The 17314-nt window shown below is 68.8% G+C and carries 12 protein-coding genes; 10 read left to right on the top strand and 2 right to left on the bottom strand.

What is annotated here, in order from left to right; all coding sequences use genetic code 11:
- Nucleotides 1–46: 46 nt before the first annotated feature.
- On the bottom strand, nucleotides 47–1267 hold the full coding sequence (locus LFM09_RS34065; RefSeq protein ID WP_414100694.1) for a cytochrome P450: 1221 nt from the start codon (nucleotides 1265–1267) through the stop codon (nucleotides 47–49).
- Nucleotides 1264–2562 (bottom strand): glycosyltransferase, encoded by a 1299-nt coding sequence (locus tag LFM09_RS34060; RefSeq protein ID WP_414100756.1) that lies wholly within the window; start codon nucleotides 2560–2562, stop codon nucleotides 1264–1266. The genes LFM09_RS34065 and LFM09_RS34060 overlap by 4 nt, the downstream gene beginning before the upstream one ends.
- A 288-nt stretch (nucleotides 2563–2850) precedes the next feature.
- Between LFM09_RS34060 and LFM09_RS34055 the strand changes: the two genes are divergently transcribed.
- The 10 genes from LFM09_RS34055 (at nucleotide 2851) to fadD11 (ending at nucleotide 17313) form a co-directional block, all read left to right on the top strand.
- Nucleotides 2851–4329, top strand: a complete 1479-nt coding sequence (locus tag LFM09_RS34055; protein ID WP_414100693.1) for a flavin monoamine oxidase family protein — start codon at nucleotides 2851–2853, stop codon at nucleotides 4327–4329.
- Nucleotides 4326–7352: a ferritin-like domain-containing protein gene (locus LFM09_RS34050; RefSeq protein ID WP_414100692.1), complete on the top strand. Its 3027-nt coding sequence runs from the start codon at nucleotides 4326–4328 to the stop codon at nucleotides 7350–7352. The genes LFM09_RS34055 and LFM09_RS34050 overlap by 4 nt, the downstream gene beginning before the upstream one ends.
- Nucleotides 7340–8530 carry a cytochrome P450 gene (locus tag LFM09_RS34045; RefSeq protein WP_414100691.1) on the top strand — a complete coding sequence of 397 codons (1191 nt, stop codon included), beginning with the start codon at nucleotides 7340–7342 and terminating at the stop codon, nucleotides 8528–8530. Before LFM09_RS34050 ends, LFM09_RS34045 begins: the two co-directional genes overlap by 13 nt.
- Nucleotides 8527–9960, top strand: coding sequence for an NDP-hexose 2,3-dehydratase family protein (locus LFM09_RS34040; protein WP_414100690.1), 1434 nt, complete (start codon nucleotides 8527–8529; stop codon nucleotides 9958–9960). Before LFM09_RS34045 ends, LFM09_RS34040 begins: the two co-directional genes overlap by 4 nt.
- A 1-nt stretch (nucleotide 9961) precedes the next feature.
- On the top strand, nucleotides 9962–10930 hold the full coding sequence (locus LFM09_RS34035; RefSeq protein ID WP_414100689.1) for an NAD-dependent epimerase/dehydratase family protein: 969 nt from the start codon (nucleotides 9962–9964) through the stop codon (nucleotides 10928–10930).
- Nucleotides 10927–12036 (top strand): DegT/DnrJ/EryC1/StrS family aminotransferase, encoded by a 1110-nt coding sequence (locus tag LFM09_RS34030; RefSeq protein WP_414100688.1) that lies wholly within the window; start codon nucleotides 10927–10929, stop codon nucleotides 12034–12036. The genes LFM09_RS34035 and LFM09_RS34030 overlap by 4 nt, the downstream gene beginning before the upstream one ends.
- A gap of 31 nt (nucleotides 12037–12067) precedes the next feature.
- A complete protein-coding gene (locus tag LFM09_RS34025) occupies nucleotides 12068–12679 on the top strand; it encodes a dTDP-4-dehydrorhamnose 3,5-epimerase family protein (RefSeq protein WP_414100687.1) in 612 nt (203 codons plus the stop codon).
- Between the two features lie 30 nt (nucleotides 12680–12709).
- Entirely contained in the window at nucleotides 12710–13555 is an 846-nt protein-coding gene (locus tag LFM09_RS34020) for an SAM-dependent methyltransferase (protein WP_414100686.1), read from the top strand.
- 70 nt (nucleotides 13556–13625) lie between these two features.
- On the top strand, nucleotides 13626–15233 hold the full coding sequence (locus LFM09_RS34015; RefSeq protein ID WP_414100685.1) for an FAD-dependent monooxygenase: 1608 nt from the start codon (nucleotides 13626–13628) through the stop codon (nucleotides 15231–15233).
- Nucleotides 15234–15414: 181 nt separating this feature from the next.
- Nucleotides 15415–17313: a fatty acid--CoA ligase FadD11 gene (gene fadD11, locus LFM09_RS34010; protein WP_414100684.1), complete on the top strand. Its 1899-nt coding sequence runs from the start codon at nucleotides 15415–15417 to the stop codon at nucleotides 17311–17313.
- The last annotated feature ends 1 nt before the right edge of the window (nucleotide 17314 follow it).

Below are 17314 nucleotides of genomic sequence, written 5' to 3'. Positions count from 1 at the left end.
TACTTCAGGCCTCCTGGCGGAGCGCTGAAGTACTCACGACCACGACCTAGCCGGTCAGCAGTGCGGGCAGGACGCTCATCCGGCGGATCATCCACTCGGACTCCCACTCGACGGCGGTGTCGGCGCTCAGCCGCGCCTGCGGAAACCGGCCCAGGAAGCCGCTGACGGCGAGCTGTGCCTCCAACCGGACCAGTGAGGCGCCGATGCAGTAGTGCGCACCGAGTCCGAAGGAGAGGTGTCCGAGTCCCTGTCGCGCGGCGTCGAAGCTGTCGGCCTCCTCACCGGGTTCGCGGTTGGCCGCCGCGATGCTGACCTGCACGGCGGCACCCTTGGGGATCAGGTAGCCGCCGAGCTCGATGTCCTCCAGGGGGAAGCGCCAGGTCGGGTGCGGGAACGGTGGATGCACCCGCAGGGTCTCCTCGATCCACGCCTTGATGTCCTCTTCGGTCCGCGGCCGTTCCGTCGGGGGCCGGCGCAGGGCCTCGTACAGCGCCGCGGAGATCAGGCTCCCGGTCGTCTCATAGCCGGTGATGATCATCCCGAGGGTCCAGACGATGACCTCGCCCTCCGTGACCGCGGCGTCCGGCCCGTCCGACGAGGCCAGCAGGCCCGTGATCACGCCGTCGCGCAGCGCGGACGGGTCACGCACCCAGTCCTCGACAGCGCCGAACAGCGCTCCGATCGCCTCTTTGCGTGCGGGGTAGTCGGCGGAGTACAGCATGACATCGGTGATGCCGCGCAGTCGTCGCTCCGCCACCTCCGGCAGGCCCAGCATCTCGGAGATGAACGCCAGCGGGATCTTGTGCGTGAAGTCCGTGACCACGTTGACCTCGGTGGCCGCTGTTCGTTCGAGCTCGTCGAGGAACCCCTCGACCTTGACGGCGACCCGCTCGCCCCACCGCTCGGTGTTGCGTGGACTCAGCACCGGCGCGTGGATGCGGCGGATGCGCGCGTGGTCGGCGCCGTCGCTCATGATCATCGCGCGGGCGTACTCCGGGGGTGGCTGAGAGCCGACCATCAGGCCCGGCTTGCGCATCCAGTCCGGAACGAGCGTGATGTCCTTGCCCATCATGGGATGCGTGAGCGCGGTCTTTGCGAGTTCGCGGTCGCACACGACCCACGCGTGCCGGTCGAGGTAGGGGATCCGCACGACCGGTGCAACCCGCGCGGCCGCGAGCAGTTCGGGCATGCAGTCGAACGGTCCGGGATCGACGGGCATCGTCGTCAGTGGCGCTTCGGCCAGGTCTGCATTCGTGTTGACACTCACTGAGCGGTACCTCCGGTGGGGACTCGGCCTCGGGCGGCCAGGGATTCGACGAGGTCAGCTGCCAGCTGTGGGGCGTCGGCGTCTTGGTGCTCCTCAGCCAGTGCGCGCGCCCGCCGCCGATAGCGTTCGTTGTGCAGAACGGTGGTCACGGCGTCACGCAGGCTGGTCTCGGACACCGCTCGCCGGGGCAGCACGACGCCCGTCCCCGACCAGTCGATCCGGGCCGCGACGTCGGGGTTCTCCTCGGTGGCCGGCGCGGCGACGAGGGGCACACCGTGGGCGAGGGCGGCGTTGACGCCGTTGTAGCCGCCGTTGGTCACCATCACGTCCACACGCGGCAGCAGGTGGTGGTAGGGGATGAACCGCTCCAGCCGCACGTTGGCAGGCAGCGGTCGCAGCAAGTCGACGTCCAGGTCGCTGCCCGTGGTGACGACGACGAGGAGGTCCTGTCCTGCCAGTGCCCTGACGGCTGGCACGAGCAGCCGCTGGACGTCGTTGGCGGTGGTGCCCTGGGTGATCAGCACCACCGGCCGGTCTCCGTCCAGGTCCTCCCACCAGCCGGGCGGATCGAACCTCTCCGGCGGAAGCCCGAAGAGCCCGCCGACGAAGTGGGTGCCAGGCAGCAGGTCGCGGCGGGGGAACTCGAACGAGGGCACCGTGCTCACCAGGTAGAGGTCCGGTGGGCGCGCGATGTTCTCCATCGCTCGCGACCGCAGGCGCGGGAGGCCTGCCTCGGCCCTGGTTCGATCGGCCTCCCGCCTGAGATCCCGCAGGGCCACCTGATCTCCGGTGAACCGCAGGAGGGTGTTGCGGACTCGGCGCAACGGTGAGGTGCTCGGCGGCAGCCCCATGCCCAGCGGCCCGGTGTCCGTGCTGCCGAGGATGTAGATCGAGTTGCTCAGCCAGGCGAGGGGAATCCCAGTGCGTTCGCTGGCGAAGCACGCGCCGTAGCACATGTCGTCGGCCAGGATGCAGTCAGCGGGAAAGCGGTCCAGCAGGGCGAGCAGGTCGGCCAGCTGTCCGGGCGCCGTGCGGTAGAAGATGTCCCGGATACCGATCTTGAAGCTGGCGAGCCCGGTCAGCCCGGCGTGGCCGGGGAAGGCCTCCTCCCGGCTCCTGCCGCCGAAGTCGAGCCCGGCGCTCATGGGCTCGAAGATCGCCCCGGCCTGTTCGACCTGTCGCTGGAAAGCCCGTCCGGTGTACCAGCGCACCTCGTGGCCGCGCTGGGTCAGCTCGCGGGCCACCTCGACCATGCTGACGACATGGCCGGGCGCCGGTGTGGTCGCGATCAACACTCGCGTCAACGTGGCCTCCGTCGGATTTGGGTTGTCCTGGGCCAGTTTCAGCCCACCCGCCTCCCGCGGAAGGGGGTGCGGCGAAACCTCACGCGACCAAGTGAGATGCAGCCCCTCGGCTCCCTCGAACGCCTCTGCTGGGCACCCGGCGAATCACCTGTCGTCCTGCCCCGCAGGTGATGTGGACAGGCTCTCCTGGCGCGAAAAATGGTTGGCGAGTCGATCCGACATCGCCATTTCTTGAGCCCATCCGCTCATGTCCTGGCCGCGCCTAGTGGAGGAATCTGAGTGACGCCCTTGCAGGAGAGAGGTGGGCGAAAGCGGGTTACCGTCATCGGTGCCGGCATCGCCGGCCTGGTGACGGCCTACGAACTGGAGCGGCTCGGACACCAGGTCGAGATCGTCGAGGCGAGCCACGACATCGGTGGCCGCATCGCCACACATCGTTTCGTCGGCCGCGACGGCTCGGGGCCGTTCGCCGAACTCGGGGCGATGCGGATCCCCGCCGGGCACAGGCTGACCAGGCACTACATCGCACAACTCGGTCTGCAGCACCAGGTTCGCCCGTTCCTGACGTTGTTCTCCGACGACGCCGCGTACCTGCCGGGGCCCGCCGGCCACATCCGGGTGAGGGACGCGCACGCCACGCTCGTGAAGGAGTTCGCCGCCGGATTGCCGAACCGGTCTTACCGGGAGAACACGCTTCTTTTCGGTGCCTGGCTGGACGCCACCATCAAAGCGGTGGCCCCGCGTCAGTTCTACGACGATGTGCACAACGAGATCGGCGCGGAACTGCTCGACCTCATCGACAGGATCGACTTGACTCCCTTCCGATGCGGGAGCACGGGCAACAGGATCGACCTGCCCGCCTTCTACGCCGCCAACCCCTTGATCAGATCGCTGTGCCCGCCACACCTCGAGCGCTTCCTCGACGACGTGCTCGACGAGACGGGTCCGGGCATCGTGCGGCTGCGCGACGGGATGGACCTGCTGCCGCGCGGGCTCGCCGCCCGCATCCGGGGCCCGATCTCCACCGGCAGCATCGTGGAGGGCATCGACGTTCGTGGCGACGCCGTGGTGCTGCAGGTCCGCCAGGGAGACAAGACTTTCGCCAGCACCTGCGACTACGTGGTCTGCACCGTTCCGTTCACGGTGCTGAGGACCATGCGGCTGACCGGTTTCGACCAGGACAAGCTCGACATCGTCCACCAGACGAAGTACTGGGCTGGGACGAAGATCGCCCTGCACTGCCGGGAGGCGTTCTGGGAGGCCGACGGGATCAGCGGCGGAGCGTCCTTCACCGGTGGCCACGTGCGCCAGACCTACTACCCGCCGGTCGAAGGTGACCCGGCGCTGGGCGCCGTGTTGCTCGCGAGCTACAGCATCGGACCGGATGCCGACGATCTCGGCCTGCGCAGCGATGAGGACCGCACCGCACTGGTCATCGACGAACTGGGCAGGATGCACCCCGAGCTGCGCCGGCCGGGCATGATTCTCGGGACGGCCGGCCGGGCCTGGGGCGACCATCGCTGGTCTCGTGGCGCGGCCACGGTCCGTTGGGGTCAGGAAGCCGCCGTGCGCGAGGCCGAGCGGCGGGAGGCGACTCGTCCGCAGCAGCGACTTTTCTTCGCGGGTGAGCACTGTTCGTCGAAACCCGCGTGGATCGAGGGCGCCATCGAGTCGGCGATCGACGCCGCGCACGAGGTCGAGTGGTACGAGCCCTGGTCGAGCCACGTGTTCGCCACCGCCTGGGAGCGACCGGCATGAGCGTCTTCGACCTGCCTCGGCTCCATTTCCGCGGAACGGCCGTCTCGCACCTGCCCACCGGACCCCGCAACGGCCTGCTGGACCTCGCCACGAACACCGCGCTCACCGCGGACGGCACGCCGTTCCCGGCGGAACGTCCCGCCGGGGAGTACCACGACCACCTCGACCGGTCGGGACCTCGCTACGACGCCACCGGCCGCCCGAACACGGACGGTCCCTTCAGTGCCGCCAAGGGCACGAACTTCGCGGGCAGCGGGCATTTCTCGATCGACGCGCGGATCGTCGCCGCCGAGGTGCGCGCGGGTGAGATCGACACCTCGGACCCGGTCATCGGACGTGCGGTTGACATGTGGGGCCACTACAACCCTTATCTCGCGACCACGGCGAACCGCGCCCGTGTGTTCGACGTCGACCCGTCGTCCGACCGCACCACGACGCTCGTGGTGGGGCAGTTCGGTTTCGGGCGGGACGGACGCTCCCACGACGTCGGGTACCTGGCCACCGGAACCGTGCGGGGCTTCCAGCCTCCGCGCTGGCACAACGACTTCCACGGCCCGGACGCCGGCGACCACTGGCTGGCGAAGGAGCTGCGCAGGTCCGTGGTTCACCAGTTCGTCGTGACCGAGGACGACCTGACGTGGCTCGACGATGCCGCGGTTTCCCCTGTCGTGCAACGGTTCCTGGAGGCAGAGGCGGCAGGCCTGGCGGTGCAGTTCGCACTCAGCCACCTGTCCGCGCCCGCCGCGCCCGACCAGCCGGGGCGCTGGCTGCTGCGTGGAACCATCGCCCCCTGGCACGAGCACGAGCTCCGCACGTACCCGGCAGGCCGCCTGCTCCTCCCGGAGGCCGAAGAGGCAGGCGCTCTGCACAGCGCGTCCGTCGAGCTGGCCGACGACCACGTCACCCTCAACCTGATCACCGCGCTGCCCACCTCCTCGGCCGGTTCGCCGGTCGACGTCGGAGATCTCGAACTGCGCACGGTCAGCGGCAGGCTGGTGGCCAGGGTGCCCAGGCAGGCCTATCTCGGCCCGGACTACGACCTGGCCTGTGGAGTCGTGACGGTCGCGGCGGAGTCCGCGGCCGACGAGGGACTGTTGCTGGTGGCCGTCGATTCCCGGATGTCGTTGCGGGAGCAGGAAGTCAACATTCAGACCGACGACGCGAGCCTTGTTCTTGAACATCCGCGCACCCCGGACGACGCGGACCACGACGCCGAGGTCCTGGTGCGGTCCTACGTCCGCGGCCGTCCGCGCGCGGTCCACGGGATCACCGTGCGATCGGACGTCGACATCGTCCGCCTGGGCGCCGAGCCAGGCTCCTCCTTCGTGGACACCGACGACACCGGCCTGGGCCGGTTCACATTGAGGGGCGCGAAACCCGGTACCACCACGGTCCGGTTGCCGATGGGCGCCGGGTGCCTCGCGGTCCGGGTCCTGCCCGACGACTGGCGACTGGACGCGATCGACGACGACGAGGTGAACTTCGAGCTGGTCCATCGGGAGGTCTTCGCCTTCTACGAGCACATGTTCTCGTTCATGAAGGAGGAGGTCTTCAGCCTCGCGGACCGGTGCAAGGTGGAGACCTACGCGAAGTTGATCTGGCAGATGTGCGATCCGCGCAACAAGGCGATGACCTACTACATGCCGCCGACGCGCGACCTGTCCGAGCCCAAGGCACGGCTGCTGCTGAAATACCTGCGGGCTCAGCAGAAACCGGACGCCGTCCTGCTGACGGTGCCGACGGCGGACCGCAGTGGGCACACCCGGATCACCACACGGGATGAGCTCGTCCGCGTGTTGCGCGAAGCGGCGGCCGTCGAACTGGCCGTCATGCTCCAGTACCTGTACGCGGCCTACTCCGTGCCGACCCATGGCGCAGGTCTGGAGTACGTGCGGCGCGACGTCTGGACACCCGAGCAACTCCAGCTCGCCTGTGGTGACGGTGGCGAAACGCTCGACGAGGGCATCCGCAGCATGCTGCTCACCATCGCCAGGGAAGAGATGATCCACTTCCTGCTGGTCAACAACATCCTCATCGCGCTGGGCGAGCCGTTCCACGTGCCGTGCATCGACTTCGGCACCATCAACCACGAGCTGCCGGTGCCACTGGACTTCTCCCTCGAACGGCTCGGGCTCGGCAGCGTCGAGCGGTTCACGCTGATCGAACAGCCGGAGAACCTCGTCGACGACCTGCGGCGAGGAGACACCGTGTCGCCGGACGACCCTCACCCGTACGGCTCGCTGAGCGAGCTGTACGCCGCCATTCGCGACGGACTGCGGCACATTCCGGACCTCTTCGGAGTCGAGAAGGGCAGGGGAGGAGGGGAACACCACCTCTTCCTGCGGGAGTCGATCAACCAGCACCATCCCGATTACCAGCTCGAGGTCGACGACCTGCCCAGCGCACTGTTCGCGATCGACGTCATCACTGAGCAGGGCGAGGGAGGCGTCCTCGAACCCGGAGCGGACGAGGAGTCGCACTACACCTCGTTCCTGCGGATCGGAGAACTGCTGCGCGACGCGCCGACCAGCGGCGCCGGACCGTGGCGCCCTGCCTACCCGGTGATGCGGAACCCGACGCTGCGGCACGGAGATCCCGCCAGGGAGACCGTGACCGACCCGGACGCCCGCACGGTCATGGAGCTGTTCAACCGCGCGTACTTCCTGACGTTGCAGCTCATGGCCCAGCACTTCGCCGAACGCCCGGACGGCAGCCTGCGGCGTTCCGACCTGATGAACGCGGCGATCGACATGATGACAGGCTTGATGCGCCCGCTGGCCGAGTTGCTGGTGACCATGCCGTCGGGACGGCGTGGCAGGACCGCCGGGCCGTCGTTCGAGCTGACCGAGCAGCCGGCACCGGTGTCGCGTCCGGACGTGGCCAGGCGCGCCCTCGTGCGGCGCCTTGACGAACTCGCGGCCGACTGCGGCAAGTGCGCGCTGGTGCCGGCGAAGGTCGGGGAGATGAGCGCTTTCTGGGCGGACCACTTCCGTTCGCAGGGAGCGAACCCGTGTTCGGCCTGACCGGCTGGAGCCGGGAGGACATCGCCGATCCCTACCCGGTGTACCGGCGTTGCCGCGAGGCCGCCTCGGTCCACAAGGGACAGTCTGGTGCCTTCTACGTGTTCTCCTACGACGAGGTCTCCCAGGTGCTGTCGAGCAGGTCCTTCGGTCGTGAGGTGCCTGTCCCCGCCGAGGGGCGGGCACTGCGGGCGATCGTGGAGAACTGGCTGGTGTTCATGGACCCGCCGCGCCACACCGAACTGCGCTCCCAGCTCGCCAAGGAGTTCTCCCCGGCGGTCGTCGCCGGACTACGGCCCCGCATCACGCAGATCGCGCACGAGCTCCTGGCGCGACTGAACGGGCAGCGGGAAGCCGACCTCGTCGAAGGGTTCGCCGCACCACTGCCGATTCTCGTCATCTCCGAACTGCTCGGCCTTCCGGCGGAGCACCACGCCTGGCTTCGCGCCACCGCGATGGCGCTCCAGGAAGGCAGCAGCTCCCGGCGCAGCAGCGCTGGCCAGGCGCGAGCCGAGGCGGCCGCCCAGGAGTTCGCGGCCTACTTCCGCGAGCTGGTGCGGCTGCGGCGCGGCGAGGATCGCGGCGACCTGCTCACGATCCTCGTGCGTGCCAGGGACAACGGCGTGCCGCTGAGCGTGGACGCCATCGTGGGTACCTGCGTTCACCTGCTCACCGCCGGGCACGAGACCACAACCAACTCTCTGACGAAAGCGGTGCTGGCTCTGCGGGCGCACCCCGGCGTGCTCGACGACCTGCGTGAGTCCCCCGAGTTGACGCGGGCCGCGGTCGAAGAGCTCCTGCGGTACGACCCTCCTGTCCAGGCCGTGACGCGGTGGTCGAGGCAGGACCTCCGCCTCGGCGGGCACGAGGTACCCACCGGCAGCCGGGTGGTGGCACTGCTGGGGTCGGCGAACCGGGATCCCGCACGATTCCCGCATCCCGATGTGCTGGACGTGCATCGGCGGGCTGACCGGCATCTGGGCTTCGGCCTGGGCATCCACTACTGCCTCGGTGCGGCTCTCGCGCGTGCCGAGATCGAGATCGGACTCCGGGCGCTGCTCGACGGTGTTCCTGCGCTGGGCCACGGAGACCACCAGGTCGACTACGCCGACGACATGGTCTTCCACGGACCCTCCCGGCTGGTGCTCGACCTGTCCGGCACGAAAGGAAAGCATCCATGACGCAGCCGGCCGCCACGGCCTGCCTCGCTTCACCCCGCGCCGTCGCACGTTCCCGCACCGATCGCGGGCAGGGTGACCGCATCTCCCTCTCCGCCGCGATCACCCACGGGGCGTACCTGTGCACCGAAGACGTCCGCTCATGGCTGGCAGAACGCCGTCTGGCAGGGGACTTCCACGTGGAACGAGTCCCGTTCGACGCGCTCGACCAATGGCGGTTCGAACCCGGCACCGGCAACCTCGGCCACCACAGCGGGCGGTTCTTCACCATCGAGGGCCTGCACGTGGTGGAGCGCGACGGACCGCACGGAGACGGGCCGCGCCGAGAGTGGCAGCAGCCGGTCATCAGGCAGCCAGAGGCAGGCATCCTCGGCATTCTGTGCAAGGAGTTCGACGGGGTGCTGCACTTCCTGATGCAGGCCAAGATGGAACCGGGTAACCCCAACCTGGTGCAGCTGTCCCCGACCGTGCAGGCCACCCGCAGCAACTACACCAGGGCCCACGGCGGCACGGACGTCAAGCTGATCGAGCACTTCCTCCGGCCGGAGCGCGTCATCGCCGACGTGCTCCAGTCCGAACAGGGCTCGTGGTTCTTCCGCAAGGTCAACCGCAACATGATCGTGGAGACCGTCGACGAGATCGAGGCGGACGACGACTTCCAATGGCTCACCCTCGGCCAGATCGCCGCGTTGCTGCACGAGGACCTGACGGTGAACATGAACGCCAGGAGCGTTCTGTCCTGCCTGCCCTTCCCGGACAGCATGCCGGAAGCGCTGTTCTCCGACACCCAGCTCCTGTCATGGTTCACCGGTGAACGGTCGCGCCACGATGTGCGCGCCCGCCGCATCCCTCTCTCGTCGGTGTGCGGCTGGAAACAGGGTCCGGAAAGCATCGAGCACGAGGAGGGCCGCTACTTCAAGGCCGTTGCCGTCGCCGTTCGAGCGGGGAACCGCGAGCGGGTCCAGTGGACCCAGCCGCTGTTCGAGGCAGTCGGTGTGGGAGTGGTGGCATTTCTCCTGCGCGACATCGGTGGCGTACCGCACGTGCTGGTGCACGCCCGTGCCGACGGTGGCTTCCTCGACACGGTCGAGCTGGCCCCGACCGTCCAGTGCACGCCACGCAACTACGCTCATCTGTCCGCAGTGGATCGACCGCCGTTCCTGGATCTGGTCCTGAACGCGCCGCTGTCACGAATTCGCTACGAGGCCGTCCATTCCGAGGAGGGCGGGCGCTTCCTCAACGCCAACAGCCGTTACCTGGTGGTCGACACGAACGACACCCAGACGCCGCTGAACCCGCCTCCCGGCTACGCCTGGGCCAGTCTGGCCCAGCTCACCGCGCTCACCCGGCACGGGCACTACCTCAACGTGGAGGCCCGCACCCTCCTGGCGTGTCTCAACGCCACGGCGGCACAACCGAGAGGAGGGGCGTGACATGGACAGCACACCAGTCGTCACCGTGCTCGGAGCGTCCGGGTTCATCGGCTCGGCCGTCACCGGCGTCCTGGCGGAGCTTCCGATCCACCTGCGGCTCGTGTCGCGCGGCGCGATCACGCCACCGCCCGGCCGGGCCGAGATGACCGTGCTCACCGCTGACCTGACCGATCGGGCGGCGCTCACGGCGGCGGTCGCCGGCTCCGACGCGGTCATGTACCTGCTGCTGGGTGACGGTGGGTGGCGTGCGGCCGAGACGGACCCGGCCGCCGAACGCGTGAACGTGGGGGTGATGCGGGACCTCGTCGACGTGCTGCGGCCCCGCAGTGACTCTCCTCCTCTGGTCGTGTACGCGGGGGCCGCCTCTCAGGTCGGCGTCCCACCGCGGGAGCCGCTCGACGGGACCGAGCCTGACCGCCCGGCGACCGCCTACGACAGGCAGAAGCTGATGGCCGAGGAGATCCTGATGAAGGCGACGGCGCAGGGACGCGTGCACGGCATCAGCCTGCGCCTGCCGACCGTGTTCGGACCTGCCGGCCATGGTGTGGTGTCCGCGATGGCTCGCCGGGCACTCGACGGCGAGCCGATCACCATGTGGCACGACGGCACCGTGCGACGGGACCTGGTCCACGTCGACGACGTCGCGGCGGCCTTCCTGGCCGCGCTTGCCCATCCGGATCTCCTGGTGGGCGGTCACTGGCTGATCGGTGCCGGCGGAGGAGACGAGCTCGGCGACGTTTTCCGGCTCGTCGCTCAGGCCGTCTCGGAGCGCACCGGGCGAAAGCCCGTCGCCGTGACGTCCGTGGCTCCACCGGAGCAGGCTCCTGTCACGGACTTTCGCAGCGTCACGCTCGACTCGTCGGCGTTCCGGGCGGCCACCGGCTGGATTCCGCGAATTCCGCTTTCCGAAGGGGTGCGCCGCACCGTGGCCGCTCTCACCCACCACAGCGATGGAGAGGTTCGCGCATGACCGTGCGTGTATGGGATTACTTGCCGGAGTACCAGGCCGAGCGGCAGGACATCTTGGAGGCCGTGGAGATGGTCTTCGACTCCGGCCAGCTCGTGCTCGGCGCGAGCGTGCGCGGCTTCGAGGAGGAGTTCGCCGCCTATCACGGGGCGGGGCACTGCGTCGGGGTCGACAACGGTACGAACGCGATCAAGCTCGGCCTGCAGGCGCTGGGCATCGGGCCTGGCGACGAGGTGATCACCGTGTCGAACACCGCCGCGCCGACCGTCGTGGCGATCGACGCCGTGGGCGCGACCCCTGTCTTCGTCGACGTCCGCGAGGACGACTTTCTCATGGACACCAGCCAGGTAGCTGCGGTGATCACCGAACGGACGCGGTGCCTGCTTCCGGTGCACCTGTACGGGCAGTGCGTCGACATGGCCCCGTTGAAGGATCTTGCCAGGCGGCATGGTCTGTCCATTGTGGAGGACTGTGCGCAGGCGCACGGCGCTCGACAGGGTGGCACGATCGCGGGCTCGTTCGGCGACGTGGCGGCCTTCTCCTTCTATCCCACCAAAGTCCTCGGCGCGTACGGCGACGGCGGCGCGACGATCACCTCGGACGAGAGCGTCGCGGAACAACTGCGGCTGCTGCGGTACTACGGGATGAAGGACCGCTACTACACGGTTCAGACCCCCGCCCACAACAGTCGTCTGGACGAGGTTCAGGCCGAGATCCTCCGGCGCAAGCTCAGGCGTCTCGACGCCTACGTCGCCGGCCGCCGCTCCGTCGCCCAGCGGTACGCCGAGGGCCTCTCCGACACCGATCTCGTCCTTCCCGGGATCACTGCGGGCAACGAGCACGTGTACTACGTGTACGTGGTGCGCCACCCCCGGCGTGACGAGATCATCGAGCGTCTCAAGGCCCACGACATCCACCTGAACATCAGCTACCCGTGGCCGGTGCACACCATGACCGGGTTCGCCCACCTCGGGTACGGCAAGGGTGCGCTGCCCGTCACGGAAGCGCTGGCGACCGAGATCTTCTCGCTGCCGATGTACCCCTCGCTCGCCTCCGCCACGCAGGACCGTGTCATCGACGCGTTGCGCGACGTGCTGGCGTCGCTGTGAACCCCTGTCCCACCAAGCCACTGGAGCAGATGTGAAAGCCCGCGAACTCGCCGTCGAAGGGGCGTTCGAGTTCACCCCCACCATCTATCCCGACGACCGGGGGCGGTTCCTCTCGCCGTTCCAGGAGGAAGCGTTCACCGACGCACACGGCGGCCCGCTCTTCCGGGTCGCGCAGACCAACCACAGCGTGTCCCGGTACGGCGTCGTGCGCGGGATCCACTACACCGCAACGCCTCCAGGCTCCGCCAAGTACGTCTACTGCGCGCGGGGCAAGGCCCTGGACATCGTCGTCGATCTCAGGGTCGGCTCGCCCACGTTCGGTCGATGGGACGTGGTGGTGATGGACCAGCAGGACCACCGGGCCACCTACTTCCCCGTGGGGGTCGGCCACGCGTTCGTCGCACTGGAGGACGACACCGTCATGTCGTACATGCTTTCCGGCAGCTACGTACCGGAGAACGAGCTGGCGCTGTCGGTGTTCGATCCGGACCTCCGGCTTCCTCTCCCCGGCGACCTCGAACCGGTTCTCTCCGAACGGGACCGCGCGGCGGTCACGCTCGCCGAGGCGCGGACCCGAGGCCTGCTGCCCGACTACGACCGATGCCGCCAGATCGAGCGGGAACTCCTCCCGCTGGCCGGCTGACCCCCCCAACCAACCCGAAAGGTTCTGATCATGACCCGTGCCGCCCAGACCCTGCCCGTGCCGGACGCCGTCGGCGAGCTGTACGACCGGCTGACGCTCAGCGCGATGAGGGACGGCAGCTTCAACCCCAACGTCCACATCGGATACTGGGACACGCCCGACTCCGAGGCGTCGGTCGACGAGGCGATGGACCGCCTCACCGACGTGTTCATCGAGCGGATGAAGCTGGACGCCTCGTCTCGCGTCCTCGACCTCGGCTGCGGGGTCGGAGGCCCCGCGCTGCGTGTCGTCGAGCGCACCGGTGCACGTGTCACCGGCATCAGCATCAGCCACGAGCAGGTCCGGACCGCGAACCGGCTCGCGTCCGAGGCCGGGTTGGCCGCCCGCGCCGTCTTCGAGCACGGCGACGCGATGAAGCTGCCGTTCGCGGACGCCTCGTTCGACGTTGTGATGGCGCTGGAGTCGATGTGCCACATGCCGGATCGTCAGCAGGTCCTCGCCGAGGTGTGCCGCGTGCTCGCCCCCGGCGGACGGCTCGTGCTGACCGACATCTTCGAGCGCTTCCCGCGCAAGGAGGTTCGGCACGGCGGGATCGACAAGTTCTGCCGCGACCTCATGTCGACCACCGCTGACATCGACGACTACGTCCCGATGCTGCACCGCGCCGGGCTGCGGGTGCGCGAGATCCTCGACGTCACCGAGCAGACCACGTTGCGCCTCGCCGAGGAGCTGGCGAAGCTCGCGCTCGGTGGTGAACGCCCCGCGGCGCTGGACGAGGGCAACTTCCACTTCTCCGACGACGACTTCAAGCCGTCCGACTTGGCGGGGGCCGACGACTTCGGCTGCCTGTTGGTCACCGCGGAACGCCCTCGCTAACCAGCTCGTGGGTGGTTTCCGTTGCCTGAGCGACGGAAACCACCCACGACCCCGAGAAAGGCAGGACCACATGACGGACACCGACGTGCTGATCGTCGGCGGCGGGCCGGTCGGGCTGGCGCTGGCGCTGGACCTCGCCTACCGCGGGATCGGCTGCGTGGTCGCCGATGCCGGTGACGGAGTGGTACGGCACCCCAAGGTGAGCACGATCGGTCCGCGCTCGATGGAGCTGTTCCGCCGCTGGGGTGTCGCAGAGGCCGTCCGCAACGCGGGATGGCCGGTCGACCACCCGCTGGACATCGCGTGGGTCACCAGGGTCGGCGGTCACGAGGTGCACCGGTACCACCGCGGCACCGCAGCGAACCGGCCGGTGTTCACGCACACCCCGGAGCCGGACCAGATCTGTCCTGCCCACTGGCTCAACCCGGTGCTGATGGAGGCGGTGGGAATCCACCCGCACGGTCCGCTCCGGCTCAGGACGACGGTCGAGGACGTGCGGCAGTCCGACGACCGGGTCGAGGCCACTCTCACCGACGGTGCCACGGGCGAGGTCGACACCGTCCGAGCACGGTTCCTGGTCGCGTGTGACGGAGCTTCCTCGCCGATCCGGCAGGCCTGCGGTATCGATGCTCCGCCACGCCACGAGACGCAGGTCTTCCGGAACATCCTCTTCCGCGCCCCGGAACTCAAGCAGCGACTGGGGGACCGGGCCGCCCTCGTCTACTTCCTCATGCAGTCCCAGGCACTGCGTTTCCCGATGCGTTCGCTGAACGGCAGCGACTTGTACAACCTGGTCGTCAGTGCGGATCCCGGCCTCAAGCAACGAGACGCCCGCGAACTGATCAGCGAGGCCGTCGCGCTCGACACCCCGGTGGAACTGGTGAGCGACGGTGACTGGCACCTCACCCACCGGGTCGCCGACAGCTATCGGTCCGGCAGGATCTTCCTCGCGGGCGACGCCGCGCACACGCTCTCACCTTCCGGCGGCTTCGGCCTGAACACCGGCATCGGTGACGCCGCCGACCTGGGCTGGAAACTCGCCGCCGCACTGGAAGACTGGGCCGGAGGTCACCTGCTCGACACGTACGAGACCGAGCGCCGGCCGATCGCGGTGGAGAGCCTGCGGGAGGCCAATCTGAACCTGCGCCGCACCCTGGACAGGACGGTTCCACCCGAGATTCACCTGGATGGCCCGGAGGGGGAGAGGGCGCGTGCGGACCTGGCGCAGCGGCTCGAGAACAGCGGGGCACAGAGGGAGTTCGACGCTCCGGAGATCCACTTCGGACTGTGCTACCTGTCTCCGCTCGTCCTCGACGATCCGCACGCCCCGGCGCACGTGGGCAAGCCGGACGCCGGCTGGCGTCCTGGCAGTGATCCCGGCAGCCGCGCCGCGCACGCGTGGTGGGACGCGTCGACCTCCACACTGGACCTGTTCGGACGCGGTTTCGTGCTGCTGTGCTTCGCCGAGGACCGCGGGCTCGAAGCGGTGGAACGGGCGTTCGCCGATCGGGCTGTGCCCCTGACCGTGTACCGAGGAGGCGACCAGAAAATCTCCGAGCTGTACCAACGGTCCTTCGTCCTGGTCCGTCCCGATGGTCACGTGGCGTGGCGCGGCGACGAGTTGCCTTCGAATCCCGCCGCCCTCGTCGACACCGTGCGTGGAGACCGAGCCCGGTAGTGCTTTGCCGGGCCGGGCAGGCCCGCCAGCCTCGGAGCCGAACTTGCGCCCCACAACGTCGACCGGTCTCAGGACTTCCTCATGGATTCCTCAGAGTTCGACCAAGCGGTGGCCCCACAGACGATCCGAGGATTGAGCCGTCCGGTCCGCCCAGGGCCGGCACGGCACCGGAGGATCGGAATTGAGCATCGACACGAACGCCAGCGCGACGGCCAGCGGAGCCGAAATGGCGGAGCCGCACGGCCACACGGGTCTCGGACGCGGCTCCGTGGTCGGTCCGAGGCGGGCCACGACGTTCTGCGAGGCGTTTCAGCAGACCGCGGTCGTCGCGCCGGACGCGGTGGCGGTGCGGACGGTCGGGGACACGCGGACCTTGACGTGGCGGGAGTACGCGGACGAGGTCCGTGCGGTAGCCGCGGGGTTGAGCGCGCTCGGCGTCGGACGTGGTGACACCGTCGCGCTGATGATGGCAAACCGGGTGGAGTTCTACCCGCTGGAGGTCGGTGCGCAGCATCTGGGCGCCACATCGTTCTCGGTGTACAACACCTTGTCCGCCGAACAACTCGCTCATGTGCTCGCCAACGCCGGTGCGAAGGTGGTGCTGTGCGAGGAGCAGTACGTCGACCTGGTCCGGCGGTCCGGGGTTCCGGTCGAGCACGTGGTGTGCGTCGACGGTGCCCCCGCGGGCGCCATCACCGTCGAGGAACTGGTCGGCCTCGGTTCGTCGGGATTCGACTTCGACGCGGCGTGGCGGGCGGTCCAGCCGGACGACGTGTTGACCCTGATCTACACCTCGGGCACGACAGGCGAGCCCAAGGGCGTGGAGATGACGCACGAAAGCCTGCTGTACGAGGTGTACGCGGTGACCGAGGTGCTGCCGGTGGAGTTCGGTGACCGGATCACGTCGTTCCTGCCTTCCGCACACATCGCGGACCGGGTGTTCTGCCTCTACTTCCACGAGGTGCTGGGCAGCCAGATCACCGTGGTGCCCGATGCGAGGCAGGTCGCCGCCGCGTTGCCCGACTGCCGGCCGACGATCTGGGGCGCAGTGCCCCGCGTGTGGGAGAAGCTCAAGGCGGCCATCGAGGCCGCGGTGGCGGCCGAGCAGGACGAGACCAGAAAGCAGGGGCTGCAGTGGGCGCTCGGGGTCGCGGCGCGCAAGGCCGAAGCCGACCTGGCCGGAGCAGAGCTGTCCGAGGCTGAGCAGATGGCTTACGCCAGGGCGGACGAGCTGGTGCTTTCCGGCCTGCGCACCAAGATCGGGCTGGACCGGGTGAAGTGGACGGTGTCCGGTGCGGCGCCGATCCCGAAGGAGGTGCTGGCCTTCTTCGGCGGGCTCGGCGTGCCGATCTCGGAGCTGTGGGGCATGTCGGAGCTGAGCTGCGTGGCCAGCGTGGTGTCGCCGGCCGAGCACAGGTTGGGCACGGTCGGCAGGCTGCTGCCGGGGATGGAGGGCAGGATCGCCGAGGACGGGGAGTTCCTGGTGCGCGGACCGCTGGTGATGAAGGGGTACCGCAAGGAGCCGGCGAAGACCGCCGAGGCGATCGACAGCGATGGCTGGTTGCACACCGGTGATGTGATGACCATGGACGGCGATGGTCACCTCTCTGTCGTCGATCGCAAGAAGGAGCTCATCATCAGCGCCGCCGGCAAGAACATGTCGCCCGCGCACATCGAGAACGTCATGAAGGCCGCTTGCCCCTTGATCGGCGGCATCGCCGCGACAGGCGACAGGAGGCCCTACAACACCGCCCTGATCGTGCTGGACGCCGAGACCGCGGCCGCCTACGCCGTCCGGCGCGGGCTCCAGGACGTGTCTGCCGCGGCGCTGGTTGCCGACGCGGACGTGATCGCCCGGATCGGGGCGGGGATCGCCGGCGGCAACACCAGGCTGTCGCGCTCCGAACAGGTCAAGCGGTTCCAGATCCTGCCGACCTTCTGGGAGCCGGGCGGGGACGAGCTCACCCTGACCTCGAAGCTGCGGCGCAAGCCCATCGCGGAGAAGTACGCGATCGAGATCGATGCGCTGTACGCCGACTCCGCGGGAGTGGGCGTGCACGAACCCGCACCAGCTCACTAGG

The sequence above is a fragment of the Lentzea alba genome (assembly GCF_047445655.1).
GTDB lineage: Bacteria > Actinomycetota > Actinomycetes > Mycobacteriales > Pseudonocardiaceae > Lentzea > Lentzea alba_A.
The sequence above is the reverse complement of the archived record's forward strand: the minus strand, read 5'-3'. Positions and strand labels throughout refer to the sequence as shown.